The sequence below is a fragment of the Mycolicibacterium brisbanense genome (assembly GCF_001570425.1).
GTDB lineage: Bacteria > Actinomycetota > Actinomycetes > Mycobacteriales > Mycobacteriaceae > Mycobacterium > Mycobacterium brisbanense.
Window position 1 is genome coordinate 1 of the sequence record NZ_BCSX01000041.1, and the last position, 22,740, is coordinate 22,740.

22 protein-coding genes are annotated in these 22,740 nt (G+C 62.9%); 13 read left to right on the forward strand and 9 right to left on the reverse strand.

The genetic code is table 11. The features are described from left to right. The 10 genes from RMCB_RS23815 to RMCB_RS36095 form a co-directional block, all read left to right on the forward strand. Positions 1 to 992, forward strand: a 992-nt coding sequence (locus RMCB_RS23815) for a complex I 51 kDa subunit family protein (protein WP_062830744.1), incomplete at its 5' end; no start/stop codon positions are given. Continuing rightward, on the forward strand, positions 953 to 3,289 hold the full coding sequence (locus RMCB_RS23820) for an NADH-quinone oxidoreductase subunit G (protein ID WP_072278533.1): 2,337 nt from the start codon (positions 953 to 955) through the stop codon (positions 3,287 to 3,289). The genes RMCB_RS23815 and RMCB_RS23820, both read left to right, overlap by 40 nt. After that, positions 3,286 to 4,542, forward strand: coding sequence for an NADH-quinone oxidoreductase subunit NuoH (gene nuoH / locus RMCB_RS23825; RefSeq protein WP_062830745.1), 1,257 nt, complete (start codon positions 3,286 to 3,288; stop codon positions 4,540 to 4,542). Before RMCB_RS23820 ends, nuoH begins: the two co-directional genes overlap by 4 nt. Beyond that, entirely contained in the window at positions 4,535 to 5,059 is a 525-nt protein-coding gene (gene nuoI / locus RMCB_RS23830; protein WP_062830746.1) for an NADH-quinone oxidoreductase subunit NuoI, read from the forward strand. Before nuoH ends, nuoI begins: the two co-directional genes overlap by 8 nt. Further along, complete coding sequence (locus RMCB_RS23835; RefSeq protein WP_084388593.1) at positions 5,056 to 5,886, forward strand: NADH-quinone oxidoreductase subunit J; 831 nt, start codon at positions 5,056 to 5,058, stop codon at positions 5,884 to 5,886. The genes nuoI and RMCB_RS23835 overlap by 4 nt, the downstream gene beginning before the upstream one ends. 27 nt (positions 5,887 to 5,913) lie before the next feature. After that, positions 5,914 to 6,213: an NADH-quinone oxidoreductase subunit NuoK gene (gene nuoK / locus RMCB_RS23840; RefSeq protein WP_029372627.1), complete on the forward strand. Its 300-nt coding sequence runs from the start codon at positions 5,914 to 5,916 to the stop codon at positions 6,211 to 6,213. A gap of 7 nt (positions 6,214 to 6,220) precedes the next feature. Beyond that, the gene (nuoL, locus tag RMCB_RS23845; RefSeq protein ID WP_062830747.1) at positions 6,221 to 8,134 is read left to right on the forward strand and encodes an NADH-quinone oxidoreductase subunit L; all 1,914 of its coding nucleotides are present in this window, start codon (positions 6,221 to 6,223) and stop codon (positions 8,132 to 8,134) included. Further along, entirely contained in the window at positions 8,134 to 9,651 is a 1,518-nt protein-coding gene (locus tag RMCB_RS23850; protein ID WP_109784408.1) for an NADH-quinone oxidoreductase subunit M, read from the forward strand. The genes nuoL and RMCB_RS23850 overlap by 1 nt, the downstream gene beginning before the upstream one ends. Beyond that, a complete protein-coding gene (gene nuoN / locus RMCB_RS23855) occupies positions 9,648 to 11,171 on the forward strand; it encodes an NADH-quinone oxidoreductase subunit NuoN (RefSeq protein ID WP_062830748.1) in 1,524 nt (507 codons plus the stop codon). The genes RMCB_RS23850 and nuoN overlap by 4 nt, the downstream gene beginning before the upstream one ends. A gap of 314 nt (positions 11,172 to 11,485) precedes the next feature. After that, complete coding sequence (locus tag RMCB_RS36095; RefSeq protein WP_165606315.1) at positions 11,486 to 11,659, forward strand: hypothetical protein; 174 nt, start codon at positions 11,486 to 11,488, stop codon at positions 11,657 to 11,659. 96 nt (positions 11,660 to 11,755) lie between these two features. Here the strand turns inward: RMCB_RS36095 and RMCB_RS23860 are convergent, their stop codons facing one another. Next, entirely contained in the window at positions 11,756 to 12,754 is a 999-nt protein-coding gene (locus RMCB_RS23860) for a class I fructose-bisphosphate aldolase (protein WP_062830749.1), read from the reverse strand. A gap of 169 nt (positions 12,755 to 12,923) precedes the next feature. Between RMCB_RS23860 and RMCB_RS23865 the strand changes: the two genes are divergently transcribed. From RMCB_RS23865 to RMCB_RS23875, 3 genes are read left to right on the forward strand one after another with little or no spacing between them, the layout of a single operon-like run. Further along, entirely contained in the window at positions 12,924 to 14,354 is a 1,431-nt protein-coding gene (locus RMCB_RS23865; protein ID WP_062830750.1) for a form I ribulose bisphosphate carboxylase large subunit, read from the forward strand. 17 nt (positions 14,355 to 14,371) lie between these two features. Then, positions 14,372 to 14,791 (forward strand): ribulose bisphosphate carboxylase small subunit, encoded by a 420-nt coding sequence (locus tag RMCB_RS23870; protein WP_062830751.1) that lies wholly within the window; start codon positions 14,372 to 14,374, stop codon positions 14,789 to 14,791. 3 nt (positions 14,792 to 14,794) lie between these two features. Next, a complete protein-coding gene (locus RMCB_RS23875) occupies positions 14,795 to 15,391 on the forward strand; it encodes an alpha/beta hydrolase (protein ID WP_062830752.1) in 597 nt (198 codons plus the stop codon). A 25-nt stretch (positions 15,392 to 15,416) separates the two neighbouring features. On the opposite strand, the gene RMCB_RS23880 is transcribed toward RMCB_RS23875, so the two are convergent. From RMCB_RS23880 to RMCB_RS23915, 8 genes are read right to left on the reverse strand one after another with little or no spacing between them, the layout of a single operon-like run. Then, positions 15,417 to 15,749: a putative quinol monooxygenase gene (locus RMCB_RS23880; RefSeq protein ID WP_062830753.1), complete on the reverse strand. Its 333-nt coding sequence runs from the start codon at positions 15,747 to 15,749 to the stop codon at positions 15,417 to 15,419. Next, on the reverse strand, positions 15,746 to 16,795 hold the full coding sequence (locus RMCB_RS23885; protein ID WP_062830754.1) for an alcohol dehydrogenase catalytic domain-containing protein: 1,050 nt from the start codon (positions 16,793 to 16,795) through the stop codon (positions 15,746 to 15,748). Before RMCB_RS23885 ends, RMCB_RS23880 begins: the two co-directional genes overlap by 4 nt. A gap of 13 nt (positions 16,796 to 16,808) precedes the next feature. Continuing rightward, positions 16,809 to 18,455 (reverse strand): chaperonin GroEL, encoded by a 1,647-nt coding sequence (groL, locus tag RMCB_RS23890; protein ID WP_062830755.1) that lies wholly within the window; start codon positions 18,453 to 18,455, stop codon positions 16,809 to 16,811. Between the two features lie 38 nt (positions 18,456 to 18,493). Then, positions 18,494 to 19,519: an NAD(P)-dependent alcohol dehydrogenase gene (locus RMCB_RS23895; RefSeq protein WP_062830756.1), complete on the reverse strand. Its 1,026-nt coding sequence runs from the start codon at positions 19,517 to 19,519 to the stop codon at positions 18,494 to 18,496. After that, positions 19,516 to 20,244: an iron-sulfur cluster assembly protein gene (locus RMCB_RS23900; protein WP_062830799.1), complete on the reverse strand. Its 729-nt coding sequence runs from the start codon at positions 20,242 to 20,244 to the stop codon at positions 19,516 to 19,518. Before RMCB_RS23900 ends, RMCB_RS23895 begins: the two co-directional genes overlap by 4 nt. Before the next feature lie 5 nt (positions 20,245 to 20,249). Next, complete coding sequence (locus tag RMCB_RS23905; RefSeq protein WP_062830757.1) at positions 20,250 to 21,278, reverse strand: amidohydrolase family protein; 1,029 nt, start codon at positions 21,276 to 21,278, stop codon at positions 20,250 to 20,252. Positions 21,279 to 21,299: 21 nt separating this feature from the next. Next, positions 21,300 to 21,641, reverse strand: coding sequence for a propane 2-monooxygenase effector subunit MimD (mimD, locus tag RMCB_RS23910; protein WP_062830758.1), 342 nt, complete (start codon positions 21,639 to 21,641; stop codon positions 21,300 to 21,302). After that, positions 21,638 to 22,738 carry an aromatic/alkene monooxygenase hydroxylase subunit beta gene (locus RMCB_RS23915; protein ID WP_062830759.1) on the reverse strand — a complete coding sequence of 367 codons (1,101 nt, stop codon included), beginning with the start codon at positions 22,736 to 22,738 and terminating at the stop codon, positions 21,638 to 21,640. Before RMCB_RS23915 ends, mimD begins: the two co-directional genes overlap by 4 nt. Positions 22,739 to 22,740: the final 2 nt, after the last annotated feature.

Genomic DNA, 22,740 nt, shown 5'->3' on the forward strand with positions numbered 1-22,740 from the left:
AGCACGCCTTCATCTACGTGCGCGGCGAAGTCGTGCCGGTGTTGCGGCGCCTGCAGGCCGCCGTCGCCGATGCGTACGACGCCGGCTATCTGGGCTCCAACATCCTCGATTCGGGTTTCGACCTGGAGCTGACGGTTCACGCTGGCGCGGGTGCGTACATCTGTGGTGAGGAGACCGCGCTGCTGGATTCGCTGGAGGGCCGCCGCGGCCAGCCGCGGCTGCGACCACCATTCCCAGCTCAAGCCGGTCTCTACGGATGTCCGACCGTGGTGAACAATGTCGAGTCGCTGGCGTCTGTTCCGCCGATCCTGCTCAACGGAGTGGACTGGTTCCGCTCCATGGGATCGGAGAAATCACCCGGTTTCACGCTGTATTCGCTGTCGGGACATGTAAACCGGCCTGGACAGTATGAGGCGCCGCTGGGCATCACGCTGCGCGAGCTGCTCAACTACGCCGGTGGGATACGGACCGGCCACACGTTGAAGTTCTGGACCCCCGGCGGCTCCTCGACCCCACTGCTGACCACCGAACACCTCGATGTCCCACTGGATTACGAAGGCATGGCCTCCGTCGGGTCCATGCTCGGCACCAAGGCACTGCAGATCTTCGACGAGACCACCTGCGTGGTCCGCGCGGTACGCCGCTGGATCCAGTTCTATGCCCACGAGTCCTGCGGCAAGTGCACGCCGTGCCGCGAGGGCACCTACTGGCTGGCGCAGATCTACGCCCGCCTCGAAACCGGTGCCGGCGGGCAGGAGCGTAGCGACCGGGGAATCGGTGGAGCCACCGACGCCGACATCGACAAACTGCTCGACATCTCCGACACGATCTTTGGAAAGTCGTTCTGCGCCTTGGGCGACGGCGCTGTGAGCCCCATCCTTTCCTCGCTGACACACTTCCGCGGCGAATACCGAGCGCACCTCGGAGGCGGCTGCCCGTTCGATCCGCACCAATCAATGCTGCAGACAGCAGAATTGGCAGGCCGGCCGTGATATCGCTGACCATCGATGATATCAATATCGTGGTGCCGGAGGGCACCCTGGTGATACGCGCGGCGGAGCTGGCAGGCATTCCGATTCCCCGCTTCTGTGACCATCCGCTACTGGACCCAGTGGGCGCTTGCCGCCAATGCCTGGTCGAGGTCGAGGGACAGCGCAAACCGATGGCGTCGTGCACCACAACCGTCGCCGAAGGAATGGTGGTACGCACCCAACAGACCTCCTCGGAGGCGGGGTCCGCGCAGCGCGGAGTGATGGAGCTTCTCCTGATCAACCACCCGCTCGATTGCCCCGTGTGTGACAAGGGCGGCGAGTGCCCACTGCAGAACCAAGCAATGTCCGTGGGACGCAGCGAGTCGCGCTTCAAAGACACCAAACGCACCTATCCAAAACCGATCAAGATTTCGCCACAGGTGCTGCTCGACCGGGAACGCTGTGTGTTGTGCGCGCGCTGCACACGCTTCTCGGCCCAGATCGCCGGGGACCCGTCCATCGACCTGGTAGAGCGTGGAGCACTGCAACAAATCGGTACCGGCACCAACGAGCCGATGGACTCCTACTTCTCCGGCAATACCGTGCAGATCTGCCCGGTCGGAGCATTGACCAGCACCGCCTACCGGTTCCGTGCCCGGCCGTTCGACCTGGTGTCCAGCCCCAGCGTGTGTGAGCATTGCGCGTCGGGATGCGCCCAGCGCACCGACCACCGCCGCGGAAAAGTGCTGCGCCGCTTGGCCAGTGACGACCCTGAGGTCAACGAGGAATGGAACTGCGACAAGGGCCGGTGGGCCTTCGCCCATACCGGTCAGCAGGATCGCCTGACCAGTCCGCTGATACGCAACGCCAATGGCACTTTGCTCGAAGTGTCATGGTCTCAAGCGCTGGGCACTGCAGCCGTAGGTCTGCGCCAGGCGCATCATCGCACCGGGGTGCTGATCGGCGGACGCGTTACTTTGGAGGACGCCTACGCGTATGCAAAGTTCGCGCGAATGACCCTTGGCACCAACGACATCGACTTTCGCGTACGGCCTCATTCCGCAGAAGAGTCCGAGTTCTTGGCGACCCACATCGCCGGTAAGCCGATGACCGTCACCTATGCGGACCTTGAAGCGGCTCCCGTCGTTCTCCTGGTCGGATTCGAGCCAGAAGAGGAATCTCCGATTGTTTTCTTACGGATGCGTAAAGCCGTCCGCGCGCATGGCCTGCGCGTGTACTCAATTGCACCATTCACCACTCGCGGCCTGACGAAGTTGGCGGGAACCCTCCTGTGCGCAAAGCCGAACGACGAGCCTAAGGTGCTCGACGCGCTTCGTACCGGCGATCTCGCCGTCACGCTGAGACAGCCGGGCGCGGTCATCATGGTTGGTGAGCGGCTGGGAGCGGTTCCGGGGGGACTGTCGGCAGCGGCTCGGCTGGCCGATACGACCGGCGCACATCTGGCCTGGGTGCCCCGGAGAGCGGGTGAACGCGGCGCACTGGAGGCCGGTGCCCTGCCAAACCTACTACCCGGTGGACGCCCAAGCAGCCGTCCCGGCCGAGACACCACCAGCATCCTGGCCGCAGCCGCATCCGGCACGTTGACCGCTCTCCTCATCGGCGGCGTCGAAATCACGGACTTGCCCGACCCGCAGTTCGCTCGGCACGCATTGTCGGCAGCACCGTTCATCGTCAGTTTGGAGCTGCGTCACAGCGAGGCAACAGATTACGCCGACGTCGTGCTGCCAGTCGCCTCCGTGACGGAGAAGTCCGGCACTTTCCTCAACTGGGAAGGTCGGCAACGCTTCTTCCCTGCCGCTTTTCACGGTTCCACAACACTGCCCGATCTACGCGTGCTCGACGCGATAGCCACCGAGATGGGCACCCCTCTGGGACTCGCCGATTCCGACGCCGCCCGAGAGGAACTTCATCAGCTCGGAGTCTGGAGCGGCGAACGGCCCGAAGCAACCGCTGTGCCAGCTCAGCCCTTATCCATGCCCGTCGCCGGCCAAGCGGTACTCGCCGGATGGCGGATGCTGCTGGACGACGGCTGCTTGCAACACAATGAACCGGATCTCGGGATGACGGCGCGACAACCCGTGGCCCGCCTGTCGGCATCCACCGCAGCAGAGATCGGTGCCGATGACGGTGAACGGGTGACCGTGCGGACCCATCGCGGTGCCGTGACATTACCGCTCACCATCACCGACATGCCGGATCGGGTGGCCTGGTTGCCCATGAACTCTGCTGGGGCGTCGGTCCATGGCCAACTCGGAGTCAGTGTCGGCGCCCTCGTCGAGATCGGACCGGCGCAATGACGGACACCTGGTGGTTGATCGGGCTGAAAGCGGTGGCGGTCTTCACCTTCCTTCTTCTGACGGTGCTCGTGGCGATCCTTGTCGAAAGAAGAGTCTTGGCCAGGATGCAGTTGCGGCTCGGGCCCAACCGGGTCGGCCCGTGGGGGTTGTTGCAGTCTCTCGCCGACGGCATCAAGCTGGCCCTCAAAGAGGGTCTGACACCCGCCGGCGTGGACAAGCCCATCTACCTACTCGCGCCGGTGATCTCGGTGATCCCGGCGTTCATGGCGTTCGCGGTGATCCCGATGGGCGCCGCGGTGTCAGTGTTCGGCCACCGCACACCGCTGCAACTGACCGATCTGCCCGTCGCGGTGCTCTACGTGCTGGCCGTCACCTCCATCGGGGTGTACGGAATCGTGCTGGCCGGATGGGCATCGGGCTCGACCTACCCACTGCTGGGCGGCCTGCGGTCCAGCGCGCAGGTGATCTCGTACGAAATCGCGATGGCGCTCTCGTTCGCCGCGGTGTTCCTCTACGCCGGCACCATGTCGACCTCCGGGATCGTGGCGGCTCAGGATCGCACCTGGTACGTGTTCGTGCTGCTCCCCTCGTTCGTGGTGTATGTGACGTCGATGGTCGGTGAAACCAACCGTGCGCCTTTCGATTTGCCCGAGGCGGAAGGTGAGTTGGTCGGTGGTTTCCACACCGAGTACTCGTCGCTGAAATTCGCGATGTTCATGCTTGCCGAATACGTCAACATGACCACCGTCTCGGCGCTGGCCACCACAATGTTCCTCGGTGGGTGGCATGCGCCGTTCCCGTTCAACATGATCGACGGCGCCAACAGCGGATGGTGGCCGCTGCTGTGGTTCACCGCGAAGGTGTGGACGTTCATGTTCATCTACATCTGGCTGCGGGCCACCCTGCCGCGGCTGCGCTACGACCAGTTCATGGCGCTCGGCTGGAAAGTCCTGATCCCGGTGTCGCTGGTCTGGATCATGGTCGTCGCCGCCGCACGTGCCTCGCGACTGGGGCAGCAGGCCCCTCAGTGGCCGATCGCCATCGTCGGGCTGTTGTTGCTCACCGCGATCGTGTTCGGCGTATGGATCCGCCACTCGGCATCCAGGCGGTCGATTGCGCGACATTCTGCCGCCCACAGCGGATCGACGACGTACATCAACCCGCTGGCCGGTGGGTTTCCGGTTCCGTTGCTTCCGGGTCAACGTACGCCCGACCCGCTCATTATCATTCGACAGGAGAGGATCGATGTTTAGGTTCGTCGACGCGCTGGCCGGTTTCGCGGTCACGTTCGGCTCGATGTTCAAAAAGCCGATCACCGAAGAGTATCCGGAGAAACCTGGGCCGGTCGCACCCCGATATCACGGTCGCCATCAACTCAACCGGTATCCCGATGGCCTGGAGAAGTGCATCGGCTGCGAACTGTGCGCGTGGGCCTGCCCCGCCGACGCCATCTTCGTCGAGGGCGCCGACAACGTGCCCGGCGAACGGTTCTCCCCGGGTGAGCGCTATGGCCGCGTCTACCAGATCAACTATCTGCGCTGCATCGGCTGCGGGCTGTGCATCGAGGCGTGCCCGACGCGGGCGCTGACCATGACCAACGACTACGAGATGGCCGACGACAACCGCGCCGACCTCATCCTGGGCAAAGACAAGCTGCTGGCCCCCTTACAGCCGGGGATGGTGGCGCCGCCGCACGACATGGCCCCGGGCAGCACCGATGACGACTACTACCTGGGCAAGATCTCGCCCTGTAGCGAGCATGCTCGATGAGGCCCGAATTGCTCGCGGCAGCCACCGACGCAGTCACCAGAACCTCGACGGCGGAAGCCGTGGTGTTCTGGGTTCTCGGCGCCGTCGCGGTGCTCGGAGCGATCGGTGTGGTGGCGGCCCCGAAGGCCGTCTACTCGGCGGTGTTCCTGGCCTCGACCATGATCGCGCTCGCGGTGCTCTATGTCGCCCAGGATGCGCTGTTCCTCGGAGTGGTGCAGGTCGTCGTCTACACCGGCGCGGTGATGATGCTCTTCCTGTTCGTCGTCATGATCATCGGTGTCGATTCCTCAGAGTCGCTCACAGAAACGCTACGCGGGCAAAGAATTGCGGCCATTCTGGCGAGCGTGGCCTTTGGGATCCTCCTGATCGCGAGTACAGGAAACGTATCCAGTCATAGCTCGCAGGAGGTTGCGAAGATGTACGACGAGGACAATGTGCAGGGTCTGGCGGCACTTATCTTCACCCGCTACCTGTGGGCGTTCGAACTCACCAGTGCCCTGCTGATCACCGCCGCCACAGGCACCATGGTGCTCACCTATCGTCAACGGGCCCAACGCCGCAAGACGCAACGCGAGCTTGCCACGGACAGATTCCGCGAAGGTCGATACCCAACGACATTGCCCAATCCCGGTGTGTACGCCCGCCACAACGCCGTCGACGTGCCAGCCTTGCTGCCAGATGGATCTCCCTCGCGACTTTCCGTGCCTCCGGTGTTGCGGCCGCGTATCGGTGCAGCACGGCGAGCGTCGTCGTCTCCGCAGCCGCATCTGCGCTTGGTTGCCCCGGCTCCTTCTGCCAACTGGGTTGACGAGTGGGAGGAAGGATAGATGGATCTGCGGACGCGAGGAGCATAGATGGATCCCGCGAATTACCTGTATCTGTCGGCTCTGCTGTTCACCATCGGTGCGGCGGGAGTGTTGTTGCGGCGCAATGCCATCGTCATGTTCATGTGCGTGGAGCTGATGCTCAATGCGGCGAACCTGGCGTTCGTGACGTTCTCCCGTATGCACGGTCATCTCGATGGTCAGGTGGTGGCGTTCTTCACGATGGTCGTCGCCGCCTGCGAGGTGGTGATCGGCTTGGCCATCATCATGACCATCTTCCGCACCCGGCACTCGGCCTCGGTCGACGATGCCAGTCTGCTGAAACACTAAGGGCGCCATGACACTTCCGATATGGCTGTTGATCGCCCTGCCGGCCGCGGGGGCAGCGGTCCTGCTGCTGGCCGGGCGCCGCTCGGATGGCTGGGGTCACCTGTTGGGGTGTGCCGCGTCGATCGCCGCGTTCATCGTGGGCGCGGTGCTGTTCACCGGAATGCTTGGCCGCACGGGCGACGCGCGGGGTCTGCACGAAACCCTGTTCTCCTGGGTGCCGGTGGCCGGACTACAGGTCGACTTCGGTCTGCAGCTAGATCAGCTGTCGGTGTGCTTCGTGCTGCTGATCACCGGCGTCGGCTCGCTGATCCACATCTACTCGATCGGCTACATGGCCGAAGATCCCGATCGGCGCCGATTTTTCGCCTACCTCAACCTGTTCTTGGCGGCCATGCTGCTGCTGGTGTTGGCGGACAACTACCTCGGGCTCTACGCCGGGTGGGAAGGCGTCGGCCTGGCGTCCTATCTGCTCATCGGGTTCTGGTCGTACAAACCGTCGGCAGCCACCGCCGCCAAGAAGGCATTCATCGTCAACCGGGTCGGCGACATGGGGCTGGCGATCGCGTTGATGATCATGTTCGCCTCCATCGGCTCCATCTCGTTCGCGGGCGTGTTCTCCGCCGCGCCGTCGGTGAGCCAGCCGGTGCTCACGGCCATGGGGCTGCTGCTGTTGCTGGGAGCGTGCGGCAAGTCCGCACAGGTGCCCCTGCAGTCCTGGTTGGGCGACGCGATGGAGGGGCCGACGCCGGTGTCGGCGCTGATCCACGCAGCCACCATGGTCACCGCGGGCGTGTACCTGATCGTGCGGTCCGGCCCCATCTTCGATCTGACCCCGACCGCACAGACCGGCGTCGTCATCGTCGGTGCGGTCACGCTGCTGTTCGGCGCGATCATCGGGTGCGCCAAGGACGACATCAAGAAGGCCCTCGCCGCCTCGACCATGAGCCAGATCGGCTACATGGTGCTCGCAGCCGGGCTCGGCCCGGCCGGGTACGCCTTCGCGATCATGCACCTGCTCACCCACGGGTTTTTCAAAGCCGGGCTGTTCCTCGGTGCCGGCTCGGTCATGCACGCCATGAACGACGAGGTGAACATGCGCCGCTTCGGCGGGCTGCGTAAGGCTCTGCCGGTCACGTTCGCCACGTTCGGGCTCGGCTATCTCGCGATCATCGGTATACCTCCGCTGGCCGGCTTCTTCTCCAAGGACGGCATCATCGAAGCTGCGCTCGGCGCAGGCGGCGTCCGTGGCGTGATCCTCGGTGGCGCAACCATTCTCGGCGCCGGGATCACCGCGTTCTACATGACCCGGGTGATGTTGATGACGTTCTTCGGCGAACCGCGTTGGGGGCCTCACGCTGGGGCGAGCGAAGCGACGGGGAAGGCTGCAGCTCATCCCCACGAGGCACCGGCCGTCATGACCTGGCCGATGATCCTGCTCGCAGTCGGCTCGGTGGTCTCCGGCGGTGCCCTGGCCATCGGTGGGACGTTGTCGCACTGGCTGGAGCCTGTCGTCGGCAGCCATGAGGCCACCCACGGCGTGCCCGCGTGGGTCGTCACGGTCGTGGTCTTGGCGGTGGTGGCCACCGGCATCGCGATCGCCTACCGCATGTACGCGCAGCAACCCGTTCCGGAGCAGGTCCCCGCAGGATCGGCACTCACGGTGGCGGCCCGCCGCGACCTCTACGGTGACGCGTTCAACGAGGCGGTGTTCATGCGAGGCGGGCAGACGTTGACCGCGGCTCTGGTCGAGGTCGACGACAAAGGAGTCGACGGGGCAATCAGCCGAATCGCCTACGGCGTCAAAGCTGTCTCGGCGCGGATGCGCCTGTGGCAGGACGGTATCGCGCGGAGGTATGCACTGGCGACGCTCAGCGGCGCAATAGTTGTCGCGGTAACTCTGCTGCTGACGAGGTGGTGGTGATGGGACTTCCATGGTTGACAATCCTGTGGCTGTGCCCTCTCGCCGGTGCTGGCATCGTGCTGCTTGTCCCGCGCGCGCGCCACGCGTTGGCAAAGTGGGTGGGCCTCACCGCTGCACTGTTCGTCCTCGGTACCGCCGCCGTGGTCGCGGCCGGTTACAGATCCGACGCCGGCCAATACCAACTTGTCGAAACACATTCGTGGATAAAATCTTTGAGCGCAGACTATTGCATCGGCATCGATGGTATAGCCCTCGTTCTCGTCGCTTTGACCGCCGCGCTGACCCCACTGCTCATCATCGCCGGCTGGAACGACGCGCCGGAACGCCCACACATACACATGGCGCTGGTTCTGTCGGTCGAAGCGTTGGCGATGTTGTCTTTCCTGGCGCTAGATGTCCTGCTCTTCTATATCGCCTTTGAGGCCACCCTCATTCCTCTGTACTTCCTCATCGGTGGGTACGGCGCCGACAGAGCCCAGGCTGCCAAGGCAGCTGTGAAGTTTCTGCTGTACAACCTCTTCGGGGGTCTCATCATGTTGGCCGCCGTTATCGGGTTGTATCTGAAACCTGCAGCTGCCAGCCACGGAGCAATTGGTCTTCAACACCTTGCGGATGCCACGCACGCTGCGGATCCTGCCATTCAGCGGGTGCTATTCCTGGGCTTCATGTTCGCGTTCGCCGTCAAAGCCCCGCTGTGGCCGTTCCACACCTGGCTACCGGGTGTGGCAACCGCAGCGAAGCCCGCAACCGCGGTGTTGATGATGGCGATCGTCGACAAGGTCGGCACGTTCGGGATGCTGCGCTACTGCCTGCCGTTGTTCCCCGACGCGGCAACCTATTTCCGGCCCATCATCATCACCCTGGCGGTGATCGGCATCGTGTACGGCGCGGTGCTGGCGATCGGCCAGACGGACGTGATGCGACTCATCGCCTACACGTCGATCTCACACTTCGGCTTCATCATCCTGGGCATCTTCGTCATGACCAGCCAGGGGCAGTCCGGGTCGACGCTGTACATGATCAACCACGGAATCTCGACGGCTGCCCTGTTCCTCATCGCCGGTTTCCTGGTGTCGCGACGCGGTTCCCGGTTGATCGCGTCCTACGGCGGGGTGCAGAAGGTGGCGCCGGTCCTGGCGGGCACCTTCCTCGTCGCTGGGCTGTCGGCGCTCGCTCTGCCCGGCCTGGCCCCGTTCATCAGCGAATTCCTGGTCCTCATCGGCACATTCACCCGCTACCCGGTGCTGGCGGTGCTCGCCGCGACCGCCCTGGTGCTCTCCGCGGTCTACATCCTGTGGACCTACCAGCGGATGATGACCGGACCCGTCCGCGAACACACACAGCACTTCCGCGATCTGGAACCTCGTGAAGTCGTCGTTGTCGCTCCCCTCATAGCGCTCCTGCTGCTGCTCGGCGTCTATCCGAAGGTGGCGCTCGACGTGATCAACCCCGCGATCACCCATACCCAGACCGTTACGAATCAGACAGATCCTACGTCGAGGGTGCACGCGCAATGACGATTCTCAAGCCCAGCATCGAGTACACCCTGTTGTCTCCCATGCTGATCATGTTCGGGGCCGCAGTGGTCGGATTGCTAATCGAGGCGGTGCTCCCCGGAGAGAGCCGCCGCTACCGTGCCCAGGTCACTGTGAGTACCGCAGCGCTCGGATCAGCCTTCATTGCGGTGTTACTTCTCAGAAACCACCACGGCACCGCCGTCATGGGATCTGTCATGATCGACGGTCCAACCCTCTTCTTCCAAGGCGCAATTCTGCTGGCCGGGATGTTCACGATGGCTCCGATCGCCGAACGCCGGCTCGGTGCGTTTGCCCTGCAAGGATCACTCGTTCCTGACAGCCGAGACGAGCAACATGCCGCTGCGGCAGGAATCCTACAGACCGAGATATTCCCGTTGTTTCTCCTCACGATCGGCGGCATGCTCGCGTTCTGCGCCTCTGCTGATCTTCTGACAATGTTCGTTGCGCTGGAGGTCCTTTCACTCCCCCTGTACGTCCTGTGTGGGCTGGCAAAGCGGCGCAGGACGATGTCGCAAGAAGCTGCGCTGAAATATTTTTTGCTCGGCGCGTTCTCGTCTGCACTCTTCCTCTATGGCGTCGCGTTCTTGTACGGCTCCTCTGGAGCACTCACGCTGTCTGGCGTCGCCGAATCGCTGTGCCGCCAGGGCGTACCACTATCGCTGGCGATGACCGGGATCGGTCTACTGGCGGCCGGGTTGCTTTTCAAGGTGGGCGCGGTCCCATTCCATTGGTGGGTGCCCGACGTGTACCAAGGCGCACCGACTCCGGTTACCGGCTTTATGTCCGCCGCGACAAAGATCGCTGCCTTCGGCGCCATGTTGCGCCTCTTCTACGTCGCTTTGCCGAATCTACGCACCGAGTGGCGCCCCGTTCTTTGGGGGCTCGCCGTGCTCACGATGCTGGCCGCTGCCGTGCTGACGGTGACCCAGACTGACATCAAGCGTCTGCTTGCCTATTCGTCGGTGACGAACGTCGGATTTCTGTTGCTGGGAGTGTCAGGATCTCATGATGGGTTGTCCGCCACGATGTTTTATCTCGCCACGTACGGCGCAACCGCCCTGGGTGCATTCGCTGTCATCTCGACGATCAGACAATCCGACGGTCAGGAAGCAACAGACACCTGCCATTGGTCTGGGCTCGGAAAGTACTCGCCTAAAGCGGCCGGCGCACTGACACTGTTCCTGCTGTCAATGGCGGGTATTCCATTGACAGCAGGGTTCGTCGGCAAGTTTGCGGTCTTTGAGAGCGTGGCTAGTGCAGGCGGCGGCCCCCTGGTCGTGATAGGTGTAATCGCCAGTGCCATCGCGGCGTTTGCTTACGCTCGCGTGATCGTGATGATGTTCTTCAGTGAGCATGATTTCCAGACACCGCGGGCCGTGTTCCCCGAATGGCCGACCACAGCGGTCATCGCGCTGGCCGCGACGGTCACGGTAGGTTTGGGCGTCATGCCTGAGCCGCTGCTCGACCTTGCGGACCGGGTTGGATCGTTCTTGGCCTGACCGCTCCGCGCGAGATATGAAGGACTAGAGCGACTTACCGACCAGTGGAACGGATCTTCGAGAAGGCTGGAGTACCCACACTCGTCGAAGCCCCTCACTCCTACCCAGATGCTGACGTGATTCTCGCGCTCACTCTGTCGCTTCGCGAACGCGCCATAGGATCTGGAAGACTCCCACCATCTCCCCTGATTGGCGCGCCGCACAGAGGGTTTCGAAAAATGCAAGCCCCCGTCTCGTCCCCCCGACTGGGTGCGGCGGGAGACGTCGGAGGACCGCAAGCTAGTTGTCAGCCCATTCAGCAGAGGAGGTTTGCAATGTCAGCCCAGCTCGTTCTCACCGCGGGTGACCGGGTGCGGGTGGCCTCAGGAGTGTTCGGCCGCCTGGGTTGGGTTCGGTCGACCTCACCGGGTTACGCGTTAGTCCACTACGACCATGGTGACCGGGAGGTCATAGACCTCACCCGACGCTCAGTGCAAGCCGTCGGATAAGGGGGCTCGCACTGGGGGTGCTTGGCAGATTCGGCAGGACGCACGGGGACAGCGCATCGGAAGGGTGAGGGGTAACACGCTGTCCCCGTGCGCGGCTCAGGCGGACTGAAGTTCAGCTCGGCGACGCGCTGCAGCACCGTTGGCGGCTACACGCTCGAGGAGCGCGGCCTGCCCGGCCTCGACACGCTCGGGGTCACCATGCCATGCCGTCAATGCAGGTGACACCAAGGCCCGCCCGAATGAGAAGGTCAGTGGCCACGGCGTGTGATGCGATTGCATGGCTTCGAGATTCGCTGTGGCCCGCTCTGGCGACTGTCCGCCCGATAAAAAGGCAACGCCGGCAAGGTCGCCCGGCCATGCCCGTAGCACGTCCACAGTGGTCTCGGCGATCTGTTCCGGCGCCGATCGGTGCGCGCACCCATCACCTTCGATGACCATGTTCGGCTTGAGCACGATTCCCGCCAGATCGACGTGAAGCAACGCAAGTTCAGCCCGCACGGCAGTCTGAACTTCACTTGTCACGTCACGGCACTCGCCGAGAGTGTGAACTCCGTCCATGAGCACTTCGGGCTCGACGATGGGAACAACCCCGGCTTCTTGGCATGCGGCGGCGTACCGTGCGAGAGCGTTCGCATTCGCCCGAATCGCTCCATAACTCGGCGAATCGTCAGTTATCGAATACACGGCCCGCCATTTTGCGAATGCGGCGCCCATCTGTGCGTACTCGGCCAGCCGCTCTGGCAGTCCGTCGAGGCCCTCGGTAATCGTCTCGCCGGGCAGGCCCGGGCACGGCTTGGCACCGATGTCGACCTTGATCCCCGGCAAGATGCCCAGACTTCGCACCGCCTCTGCGAAAGGTCTTCCATCGCTGAAGGTCTGCCGCAGTGTCTCGTCGCAGAAGATGATGCCCGAGACGCTTTCGGACAGGGCGGGTGCGGTAGCAAGCAGTTCACGGTATCTTCGACGGCTCTCGGCCGTCGGCTCGACGTCTGCCTGCTGCAAGCGCTTTGACATGGTGGAGATGCTCTCATCGGCGGCAAGGATTCCCTTACCGAGCGCCATCATCTGCGCCGCAATCTGTCGACAAGTCGTCATGTGGTTCAGCCCTTCGGTACCTGGTTGTGGCCGGAAAGCTATCGGGCCACGCCACTTCCGTCCTCACCAAGGAGGTGGATGCCGAGGGTTAGACAATGAAGTGATTGCTTCAGAATCAACCGGAGAATGTCAATAGACGCCTTGATTATTCGCTGGCAGCATTCCACTCATGACAGATCGATGGAATGCGGGTGTGATCCCCTACGCCGAGATGGGCTACTGGCAACCCGACTACGTGCCCAACGCCTCCGACGTGCTGTGCGCGTTCCGGATTACGCCGCAGCCCGGCGTGCCACCGGAAGAGGCTGGGGCGGCAGTCGCCGGTGAATCAAGCACGGCCACATGGACAGTGGTATGGACCGACCGGTTGACGACCTTCGAGCACTACCAGGCCAAGTGTTACCGCGTAGACGCAGTGCCGAATGCACCCGGGCAGTGGATCGCCTGGATCGCCTACGATCTCGACCTGTTCGAGGAAGGGTCGATCGCCAACCTGACAAGTTCGATCATCGGCAATGTCTTCGGATTCAAGCCACTCAAAGCACTTCGCCTCGAAGACATGCGTATTCCAACGCAGTACGTCAAGACCTTCCAAGGCCCGGCTCACGGTGTGGTGATGGAGCGCGAACACCTGAACAAGTTTGGCAGGCCCCTCCTCGGCGCCACCACCAAACCCAAGCTGGGGCTATCAGCGCGAAACTACGGCCGCGTGGTCTACGAGGCGCTGCGTGGCGGCCTGGACTTCACCAAGGACGACGAGAACATCAACTCGCAGCCCTTCATGCGCTGGCGAGACAGATTCCTGTTCTGCATGGAAGCCGTAAACCGCGCACAAGCCGCCACCGGTGAGATAAAAGGCCACTACCTCAATGTCACCGCGGGGACCATGGAGCAGATGTACGAGCGTGCCGAATTCGCCAAGGAACTCGGCTCGGTGATCGTGATGATCGACCTGACCATCGGGTATACCGCGATCCAATCGATGGCGAACTGGGCCAGGGCGAACGGTGTCCTACTGCATCTGCACCGAGCCGGTCACGGCACCTACACCCGCCAGAAAACACATGGCATCAGCTTCCGGGTGATCTCCAAGTGGATGAGGTTGGCTGGTGTGGACCATATTCACGCGGGCACGGTCGTCGGAAAACTCGAGGGAGATCCCAACTCCATCGCCGGCTTCTACGACACGTTGCGGCTCGACTCCGTTGCGGCCGACCCGGTCAAGGGTCTCTACTTCGATCAGCATTGGGCGTCTATGCCCGGTGTCATGCCAGTTGCGTCGGGAGGCATCCATGCCGGGCAGATGCATCAATTGCTCCACTATCTGGGCGAGGACGTCGTTCTTCAGTTCGGCGGTGGCACCATCGGTCACCCTATGGGGATCGCTGCCGGTGCCGAAGCAAATCGCGTAGCGCTCGAGGCAATGATCAAGGCTCGCAATGAAGGCCGCGACTACTACGAGGAGGGACCGGAGATTCTCAAGAAGGCGGCAGCCAAGAACCGCGCGCTCGACACCGCTCTGGCCACGTGGGGCGACATCTCGTTCAACTACGAGTCCACGGATACTCCCGACGTCGTCGCCACACCTACCCTTACCTGACCAGGATTGGACCGTACATGCGAATCACCCAAGGCACCTTCTCCTACCTTCCGGATTTCACAGACGACGAGATAGCGGCTCAGATCAACTACGCGCTCGACAACAATTGGCCACTGTCAGTCGAATTCACCGATGACCCCCATCCACGCAACGTGTACTGGGAAATGTGGGGATTGCCGATGTTCGACCTGAAGGACGCCGCCGGGGTGATGCTGGAGGTCAACGCGTGCCGTACCGCATATCCGAGGTCCTATGTCCGCCTGAACGCATACGACGCACGTCTCGGCCGTCAAACCACGGCGTTCTCATTCCTCGTGCAACGGCCGGAGACTGAACCCGGTTTCAGGCTCGACCGCGCCGAGGGTTCTGACCGAAGGATCGGTTACACCACATTTTCCTACGCTGCAACCCAGCCGCCGGGGCACCGTTACGGATGACCGATGGTTGACGCGACCAGACCCCAATACCACCCTTCGACACACCTTCTGGAGTCGATCGATGGGTATCACGTGCCGGTGACCGTGTCCGGTCCGGACACCGGTCGCGTGGTCATCATGCTCGACGAAGCACCACGGTGCTTAGGTCCGTACGCGCTCGTGCGGGAAAGATTGCATGTCGCTGCGTTCCGCATCATCGGCGTGCACGCGCAAGCCGGACTGACTCCCAAATGCGTCGTGAACATTCTTGACCAACTCGAGGTGACCGGCGGGCTGCTCGTTGGTGACGGCTACGGCGGCGAACTGGCGTGGAAACTCGCCGCCACGCAACGGCATCGTTTCACTGGCATGGTCGTTGTCGATTCCGGTCACCCAAAGGTGCCTGGTATCGACGGAAAGGTGCGCGATACCCACTGCCCCACAGTGGAACTGGATACCACCATATTGGTCGGCACGGCGGCTTTTGATCGAGTAGCGCGCGCAAGCAGGCGCTATGTGCATGGCGAATTTCGATTGGTAGAAGTCGCTGGAGTGCGCGGGTCCCGCCACTTCACCGCTCAACTCACGACCGAGATTGTCATGCGCGCACTTTCGCGGTAACCGAACAGGTGTAGATGACGGATTGCTATGTTCCTGCTTCGATCTGCAGCTCGCCCATGGCGGACCAATCATCCCCGTTGATCTCGGTGTGGATGATTCGCGGTGTCCTGCTCAGCAGTGGACGCATCGACTCCAGGCCGTCGCGGAAGTGCTGGGAGTCCACGTGTTCGCGACCTGCCTGCTGGTCCCGGAACGCCTCTACCAGACAATATTCTGACGAGTTGTCGACACTGCGCGACCATTCGAACCAAAGGTTGCCCGACTCTGCACGGGTCGCTGCAGTGAATTCTGCAGTACGTGCGAGCCATTCATCTTGGCGGTCCGGCACAACATTGAACCGGACCACGATGAAGATCATCGGTACAGTCCTTCCAGTAAGACTTTGAGCGCGCCGGTCTCACCGGCTCGCCCGAACACGTCGTAGGCTGCCTCGAAGTCGCTCAGCGCGAAACGATGGGTGATCAGCCCCGAGGTATCGAGTTGCCCGCCGGCGATCAAATCGATCAGGGTCGGTGTCGAATACGTGTCGACAAGACCGGTGGTCACCTTGAGGTTCCGACTCCAGAGAGTCTCCAGATGCAGGGTCACCGGTGCCCCGTGGACACCGATGTTGGCTACATGTCCACCCGGCCTCACCAATGCCGTGGCCAGCTCGAAGGTGGACGGAGTACCCACCGCCTCCATTGCCACGTCCGCACCCGGACCGCCGGTCAACTCTGCGATCACGGCGACCGGGTCGTCGGTCCCGTTGTTCACCAGGACGTCGGCACCGAGCTTGTGTGCGGCGTCAAGCCTGCTCTCGGTCCGGTCAATCGCCACGATGTGGCTGGGGCTGAACAGTTTCGACGTCAGGATCGCCGCAAGACCGATCGGCCCGACACCGACTACTGCGACCACGTCAGCAGGTCCAACGCGACCGTTGAGGACGCCTACCTCGTAGGCGGTCGGCAGGATATCGGCAAGCAAGATCATCTGCTCGTCGCTGACTCCGTCGGGAACTTTGTACGTCGAATTGTCCGCGAACGGCACCCTGACGTATTCCGCCTGGGTGCCGTCGATGAGGTGGCCCAAGATCCAGCCACCGCCGCCCAGGCACTGTCCGAATGCGGCCGCACGACAGTATCTGCAGGATCCGCACGCGCTCACACAGGAGACCAGCACTCTGTCCCCGACAGCCACTCGCGTCACCGCCGATCCGGTTTCGACCACGGTGCCGACAGCCTCGTGCCCTAGTACCCGGCCCGCAGCCACGTCCGGCACGTCACCGTTGAGAATGTGTAGATCGGTGCCACATATCGTCACGGCGTCCACCCGAACTACCACATCGGTCGCATACTGGATCGCCGGATCGGGTACGGATTCCCACGATCGCCGGCCCTCGCCTTGGTAGACAAGCGCTTTCATGTCACCTCCCGCGTCAGTAGATGTTCGACGGACGGACCATGCCTTCAGCCAGGTCGCCGAAACCGGGCGCGATGATGGCGCCGGGATTTCCGAGAACCTGTTCGACGACCGCCGTTTCGGTCGTGATCAGCAGGGCCGCGATGGAGGCCGCGCTTTCCAGCGCCGCTCGGGTGACCTTGATCGGATCGATAACGCCCTCGTCGAACATGTCGCCGTATTCGCCTGTCAGCGCATTGAATCCGTGACCGAGAGGAAGGTCTTGCACGATCTGGACGACATCGTCGCCCTCAAACCCGGCATTGTTCGCTATCCAGCGCAGCGGCTCGGCCAATGCGCGGCTCACCACCTGGGTCCCGATCGTCTCATCCCCGGGCAACACGAGGTCGGCCAACGCGCGGTGGGCCTGTGCAAGTGCGGTGCCGCCGCCGGCTACGATGCCGGCTTGCAGCGCTGCCCTGGTGGCCGCCAACGCGTCCTCGACCCGCAGCATACGTTCCTTGAGCTCCACGCTGGTGGCGCCGCCAACGCGGATGACCGCCACTCGGCCGGTCAACCGGGCGATACGCAGATCGAGGTTGTCGCGGTCGGCATCGATCCTGGCGCGCTCCCGCTGGGCCTCCAGTTGGCTGACCCGGGCCTCCACCCGGTGATGCTCACCGCGGGCCCCCACGATGGTGGTCTGATCCTCGGTTACGGTGATGCGATCACACGATCCGAGGTGCTCTATGAGCACTTCGGACAGTTCGATTCCGGTGTCCTTGGCGACGACGTGGCCCCCCAGGGCGACTGCCAGGTCCTCGAGTTCCGCGACCCTGCGGTGGCCGAAACCAGGGGCCCGGACCACCACAGACTGCATGGTCCGGTGCATGTTTCCGCCGACAAGCAGCTGCAATGCGTGTCCGTCCACATCCTCGGCAAGCACCACCAGCGGGCGATCAGCCCGTTTCGCCGCCTCGATGGTCGGCATGATCTCCTGAACCGCGGTGATCTTCTTATTGGTCAAGAGGATCAGCGGGTTGTCGAGCACAGCCTCCATGCGCCCGGGATTGGTCACCATGTAGGCCGAGATATAGCCGTGGTCGAACTCGATCCCGTCGACGACGTCGACCGACAGCCCCAATGCGTCGCTTTCCTCGGTGGTGATCACCCCCGCTTCACCGACATGCTCGACCGCACGGAAGATGGCCTCTCCGATGACGTCGTCGTCGCTGGCAGCCAGCGTGGCGATACGGACGAGGTCTCCGCGCCCCACCGGCACGGACTGTTCGGTGAGCGCCTGTAGCACCACCGGCACCGTGCGTTCGATGCCGCGGCGCAACCGCATTGGGTTGGCACCGGCTTCCACCGCCCGCAGCCCTTCCCGGACCATGGCCTGGGCCAGCACGGTCGCGGTGGTGGTGCCGTCCCCAACGGCACCATTGGTCTTCATCGCCACTTCCTTGACCAGTTGCGCCCCCATGTTCGCAAACGGATCGGCCAGTTGGATCTCACGCGCAATGGTGACACCGTCGTTGGTGATTATTGGTGGACCGGTCAGCTTCTCCAGGACCGCATTTCGTCCTTTCGGGCCCAGTGTGACCTTGACGGCGTCGGCAAGCGCGTTGACGCCGAACTCCAACCGGGCACGGGCATCGGTGTTGTACCGCAATTCCTTGGCCATGGCTTGTTCCTCTCTATGGGGCTTGTCGAAGAGATGATTCAGGGAACGAGAATGGCGCGCCCGCGCACCCGTCCCGCGTCGAGATCGTCGAGTGCCGTTTGGAATTCGTCGAGCGCGTATTTGCTGGTGTGCAACGCGACCTTGCCCTGCGCGGCCAGAGTCATCAGTTCCTGCAGATCGTTGTACGAGCCGACAAGGTTGCCGATGAAGTTGATCTCGGTGGAGATGATGTCGATGGTGGGGACATCGATGTTCTCGCCGTAGCCGACGACGAAATAGTTCCCGGCCCGACGCAGCATGGCGACGCCCTCCTTGGTGGCACCTCCCTCCCCGACGAAGTCGAGAACAGCCTCGGCGCCGTGACCGCCGGTGAGATCCCGGATCTGCTCTACGTGGGTGCCGTCGGCAACGATGCCCCGGTCGGCGCCGATCTCGACAGCCAGTGCGACGGCCGCCGGGTTGCGATCGACCACCACGACGGTCGCGCCCGAAATCGCCTTCAGAACTTGAATTCCGATGTGTCCCAGGCCGCCGGCGCCGATCACCACACACACGTTCCCGGGGCGGGTGGCGCGTGCCACCTTCGCGACGGCGTGGTATGCGGTCAGCCCGGCGTCGGCGAGCGCGGCCACATCGGCGGGCTCGAGTGTGTCGTCGATCTTCACCACACTGCGGGCTGTGGTGCGTAAATACTCGGCGTAGCCACCGTTGGTGTCGATGCCCGGGAACTGGCTGTTCTCACAGTGGACGTCGTCACCGAACCGGCATGCCCGGCACAGTCCGCAGGTGATCAGGGGATGCAGGATCACTTTGTCGCCCGGGACGACATTTGTGACCGCGTCCCCCACATCGTGCACCCACCCGGCATTCTCGTGGCCGATGGTGTACGGCAGTGTCACACCGGATTTCTCGGCCCATTGGCCCTCTAGGATGTGCAGGTCTGTACGGCACACCCCTGCCCCACCGATGCGCACCACCACGTCCAGGGGACCGGCGACCTTGGGGTCCGGCACCTCGGCCAGTTGCAGTTTGGTGTGGTATCCGACTACCTGGACGGCCTTCATTGCGGACTCCTGGTTCTGGTATTGGTGAATTGTGTTGTCGAAGAGGACGGTTCGCCGTAACGGGTGGCAAGCAATCCTCGGCAGAAATGCGCGTTTCCCTCAATTGAGATACGGACCGAACGCGCGTACCTCAGCCGGATCGGTGCGGCTTCGGGCGCCAGCGGATGACCATCCTCGTCCACCAGCACCCGGCTGTTAGGGCAGGTGCTCAAGCCGATGGCGAACCGCCGGCGCATCAACGCCGACTTCTCCCGGCCATCTTGCAGATCCCGCAGCGTCAGCCGTTGGATCCCGTCGGGCGCACACAGACCGTCACGAATGGCGGTGGCCACACACCGTTCCATTGCTGCCGTATGCGCTTTGCGCTGGAACGTCTTCCGAAGATCGTCCAGGCTCTCCAGCGCCTCGGATCCGAACGTGCCGAGATAGCCGGAGTCGGCGGCCAGCCCGGCGTTGATCTTGTCACTATCGTGGTGATCGTCGAGCAGCACCCGCACCACACCGATGTCGTCGATCGATCGCAGAGCGTCCAAGGCGTCGGATGCCATCAGGTAGGCGAAGTTCGGTGAGCAGAACGCTGTAGGCAGGCGCAGGTGAACGGTGATGCCGGCGTCGTCGATGGCGACCGACCGGACGAACCCGAGTTCGGTGATCGGTTGGTCCAGTTCGGGATCCAACACAGTGTCCAACGCCGCCTGCACCTGGGCGTCGAGACCGGCCAGCATCGCGGTCACAGCGGTGCCGCCGCCGCGACCGCGGCCACGCTCTGTTCCTCGGCGCCCCGGAACTGCTCTGGCACATCGATGTCATAGAGCGCGGCGGCGTTCAGCCCGAGGATTTTCTGTTTCTGCGCCACGGTGATCGACGGGTACTCCGATCGCATGTCCTCTGGAATGTCGAAGTCGACGAACTTCTCCACCAGCCACTTGGGCGTCCACAGCGCATAGTCGCTGCCGAACAGGACGCGGTCCTCGCCCAGCCAGTAGAGCAGTTCGCCGATGATCTGGGCGAAGTAGCGGGGACGGGTGTGGATGAACGGGATCGCGACTGCCAAGCCACCGTAGACGTTGGATTCCTGCGTGGCGATCCAGCAGAAATCCTCCAGCCGGGGCAGGCCGACGTGTTCGACGATGAAATTGAGTTCCAGATAGTCGGTGGCTACCTTGTCGACGTCGGCGACGTCGAACGAGTCCCGGTCCAGGGGCCGGATGGTAGGACCCTTGTGCACGTGGATATTACGGATGCCCAACTCGATGCACTCTTCGAGGTAGCGCCGAGACCAGGGCTCGTCCAGCTTGTAACCGCGCGAATCGCCGTGCCATTCGGCGGTGTACAGCTTGACGCCCTGCAGGTTCATCCGCTCCGCGTCTCTGCGCAGCTGTTCCAGGCCGGCTTCACCGTATCGCGGATCGTAGGCATGGTTGTATGTCAGCTTGTCGGGATGACGCTGCGCCAGCCCGAACGCCTCCTCGGTCTGGCCGAAGCCGTTGACGTAGAAATCGCTCAGCAGTGTGGCCTGGAATATGGCGTGGTCGACGTAGCCGTCGACGAACAGATCACGCATGAGCCGGTCACCACCGTAGTAGGTGTAGGTGTCGTAGTCCCACAGCGCTTCCTCAGGTGAGAGATTGCGGTGGTAGTCGTAGAAGCAATCGATGAATTGCTTGCCGTGCACGTTCTTGTGGTTCGATGCGCGACCGTCCCAGATGTGGACGTGGCCGTCGACGATGAAATAAGAGTTGCCGTCCTTGGTGTACATCGAGACTCCTTGCTGGTCGGGTTATTTCGCGGTTAGATCGAAGCCGATGTACTCGGCGGCATCCTCGGGGCTGGCGAAGAGCAGTGTCTTGTCGTCCAGGTGCACCATCCGCCCGTAGTGGGTCGAACTAATCTCTTCGAATATGGAACCGTCGAACTCCTCACCCAGCGCATCGGTGAGTTCGGCGTAGTCGAAGTTCAGCAGACGCTCGCCGTCGACCCGGATCATCGAGGGATACTCGGTGAGTTCGACCCCGTCCTTGGCGCCCATGACGTCGGCAACGACCCGGCCGATCGGTGTGTTCATCAATGTCACACCGCATTTGTTGGAGAATTCCGTCGCGGATCCGAACTGCATGCTCACTTCTGCAACTCCTCGGGAACGTCGAGCTCGATGGATTCGAGCAAGGATGTGAACTTCTCCTCGGCGGCACCGAGGCTGGAAGCGAACGTGACTGCCTTCTCGGCCGGCTGCGACCACAACGGCTGCAACGCCCGGGCGGCATCCAGGCAGCGCGGCACCCAGGTTGCCAGCCATGACGAGAACAGCGCCTTGTTGGACTCGCCGTGCACCTTGTCGCGCACCAGCAACCGGAACAGGTTGCGGGCATATGCGAGATCCCGGTCGTAGTCGTGCTCACCGGTGCCGACGATGGTGGGCGTGATGTAATCGCCGTTACGCGCTGCGATCTGCATCACGAGTTCGCTGCGGAACAGCGAGCCAACGAGTTGTTCGAAGACGATGTTCGTGGCGAACAGCAGTTCGCACCAGTCCGGTACCGAGGTCAGCCGCTCGACCACCTCACGCGTGGGCTGCCATTCCGGTGCCGATTGCCATACTTGCTTGTGCGCGGCTCCGTCGAATCCGTGAGCCTCCTCGGACAGATCCAGGTTGAACAGCGCCAGATCCTGTGCGAAGCGCATCTTGTGGGCCGCGTTGACGGCGACGGCAGTGTTGATCATGTTCGTCGGCGCCGACCGCTGGATGGAGGTGAAGACGTGCAGCGCGAGGCCGTTTTCGGCGTGCATCCACGCACCGACGTTGCGCTCCAGAAACTTCAGCCAGGCGCTGTTCCAGCCGTCGTACGCCCTGGCTCGCTTGGCGTTCTTCAGACACAACTCAACTTGCTTGACCACCGCGGTGTTGTTGCGGTAAATCGTCTGGTCCCACTCTTCGTTGGGGTCCAAAAAGGCATGCCAGTTAACCGACTTGGCCACCGTCCAGTCCTGCGGATAGCCGCCAGGGCCGTTGCCGAATCCGTAGATCCAGCCTTGGGTGAGGTGTCGCTCGGGATCGGGTTGGACGTCCACCGTGACGTCCTCGTACATCGTCGAGCGCAGTTTCGCGGGCTGGTAGTAGGTGAACTTCCGGCTCTTCGAACTGGGAAATTCCAGCGCACCCGCCTCCGAGTCGGTGAACTCGATCTTGGGGAAGCTGCGCTGCTTTGCAGGTGCGGACATCG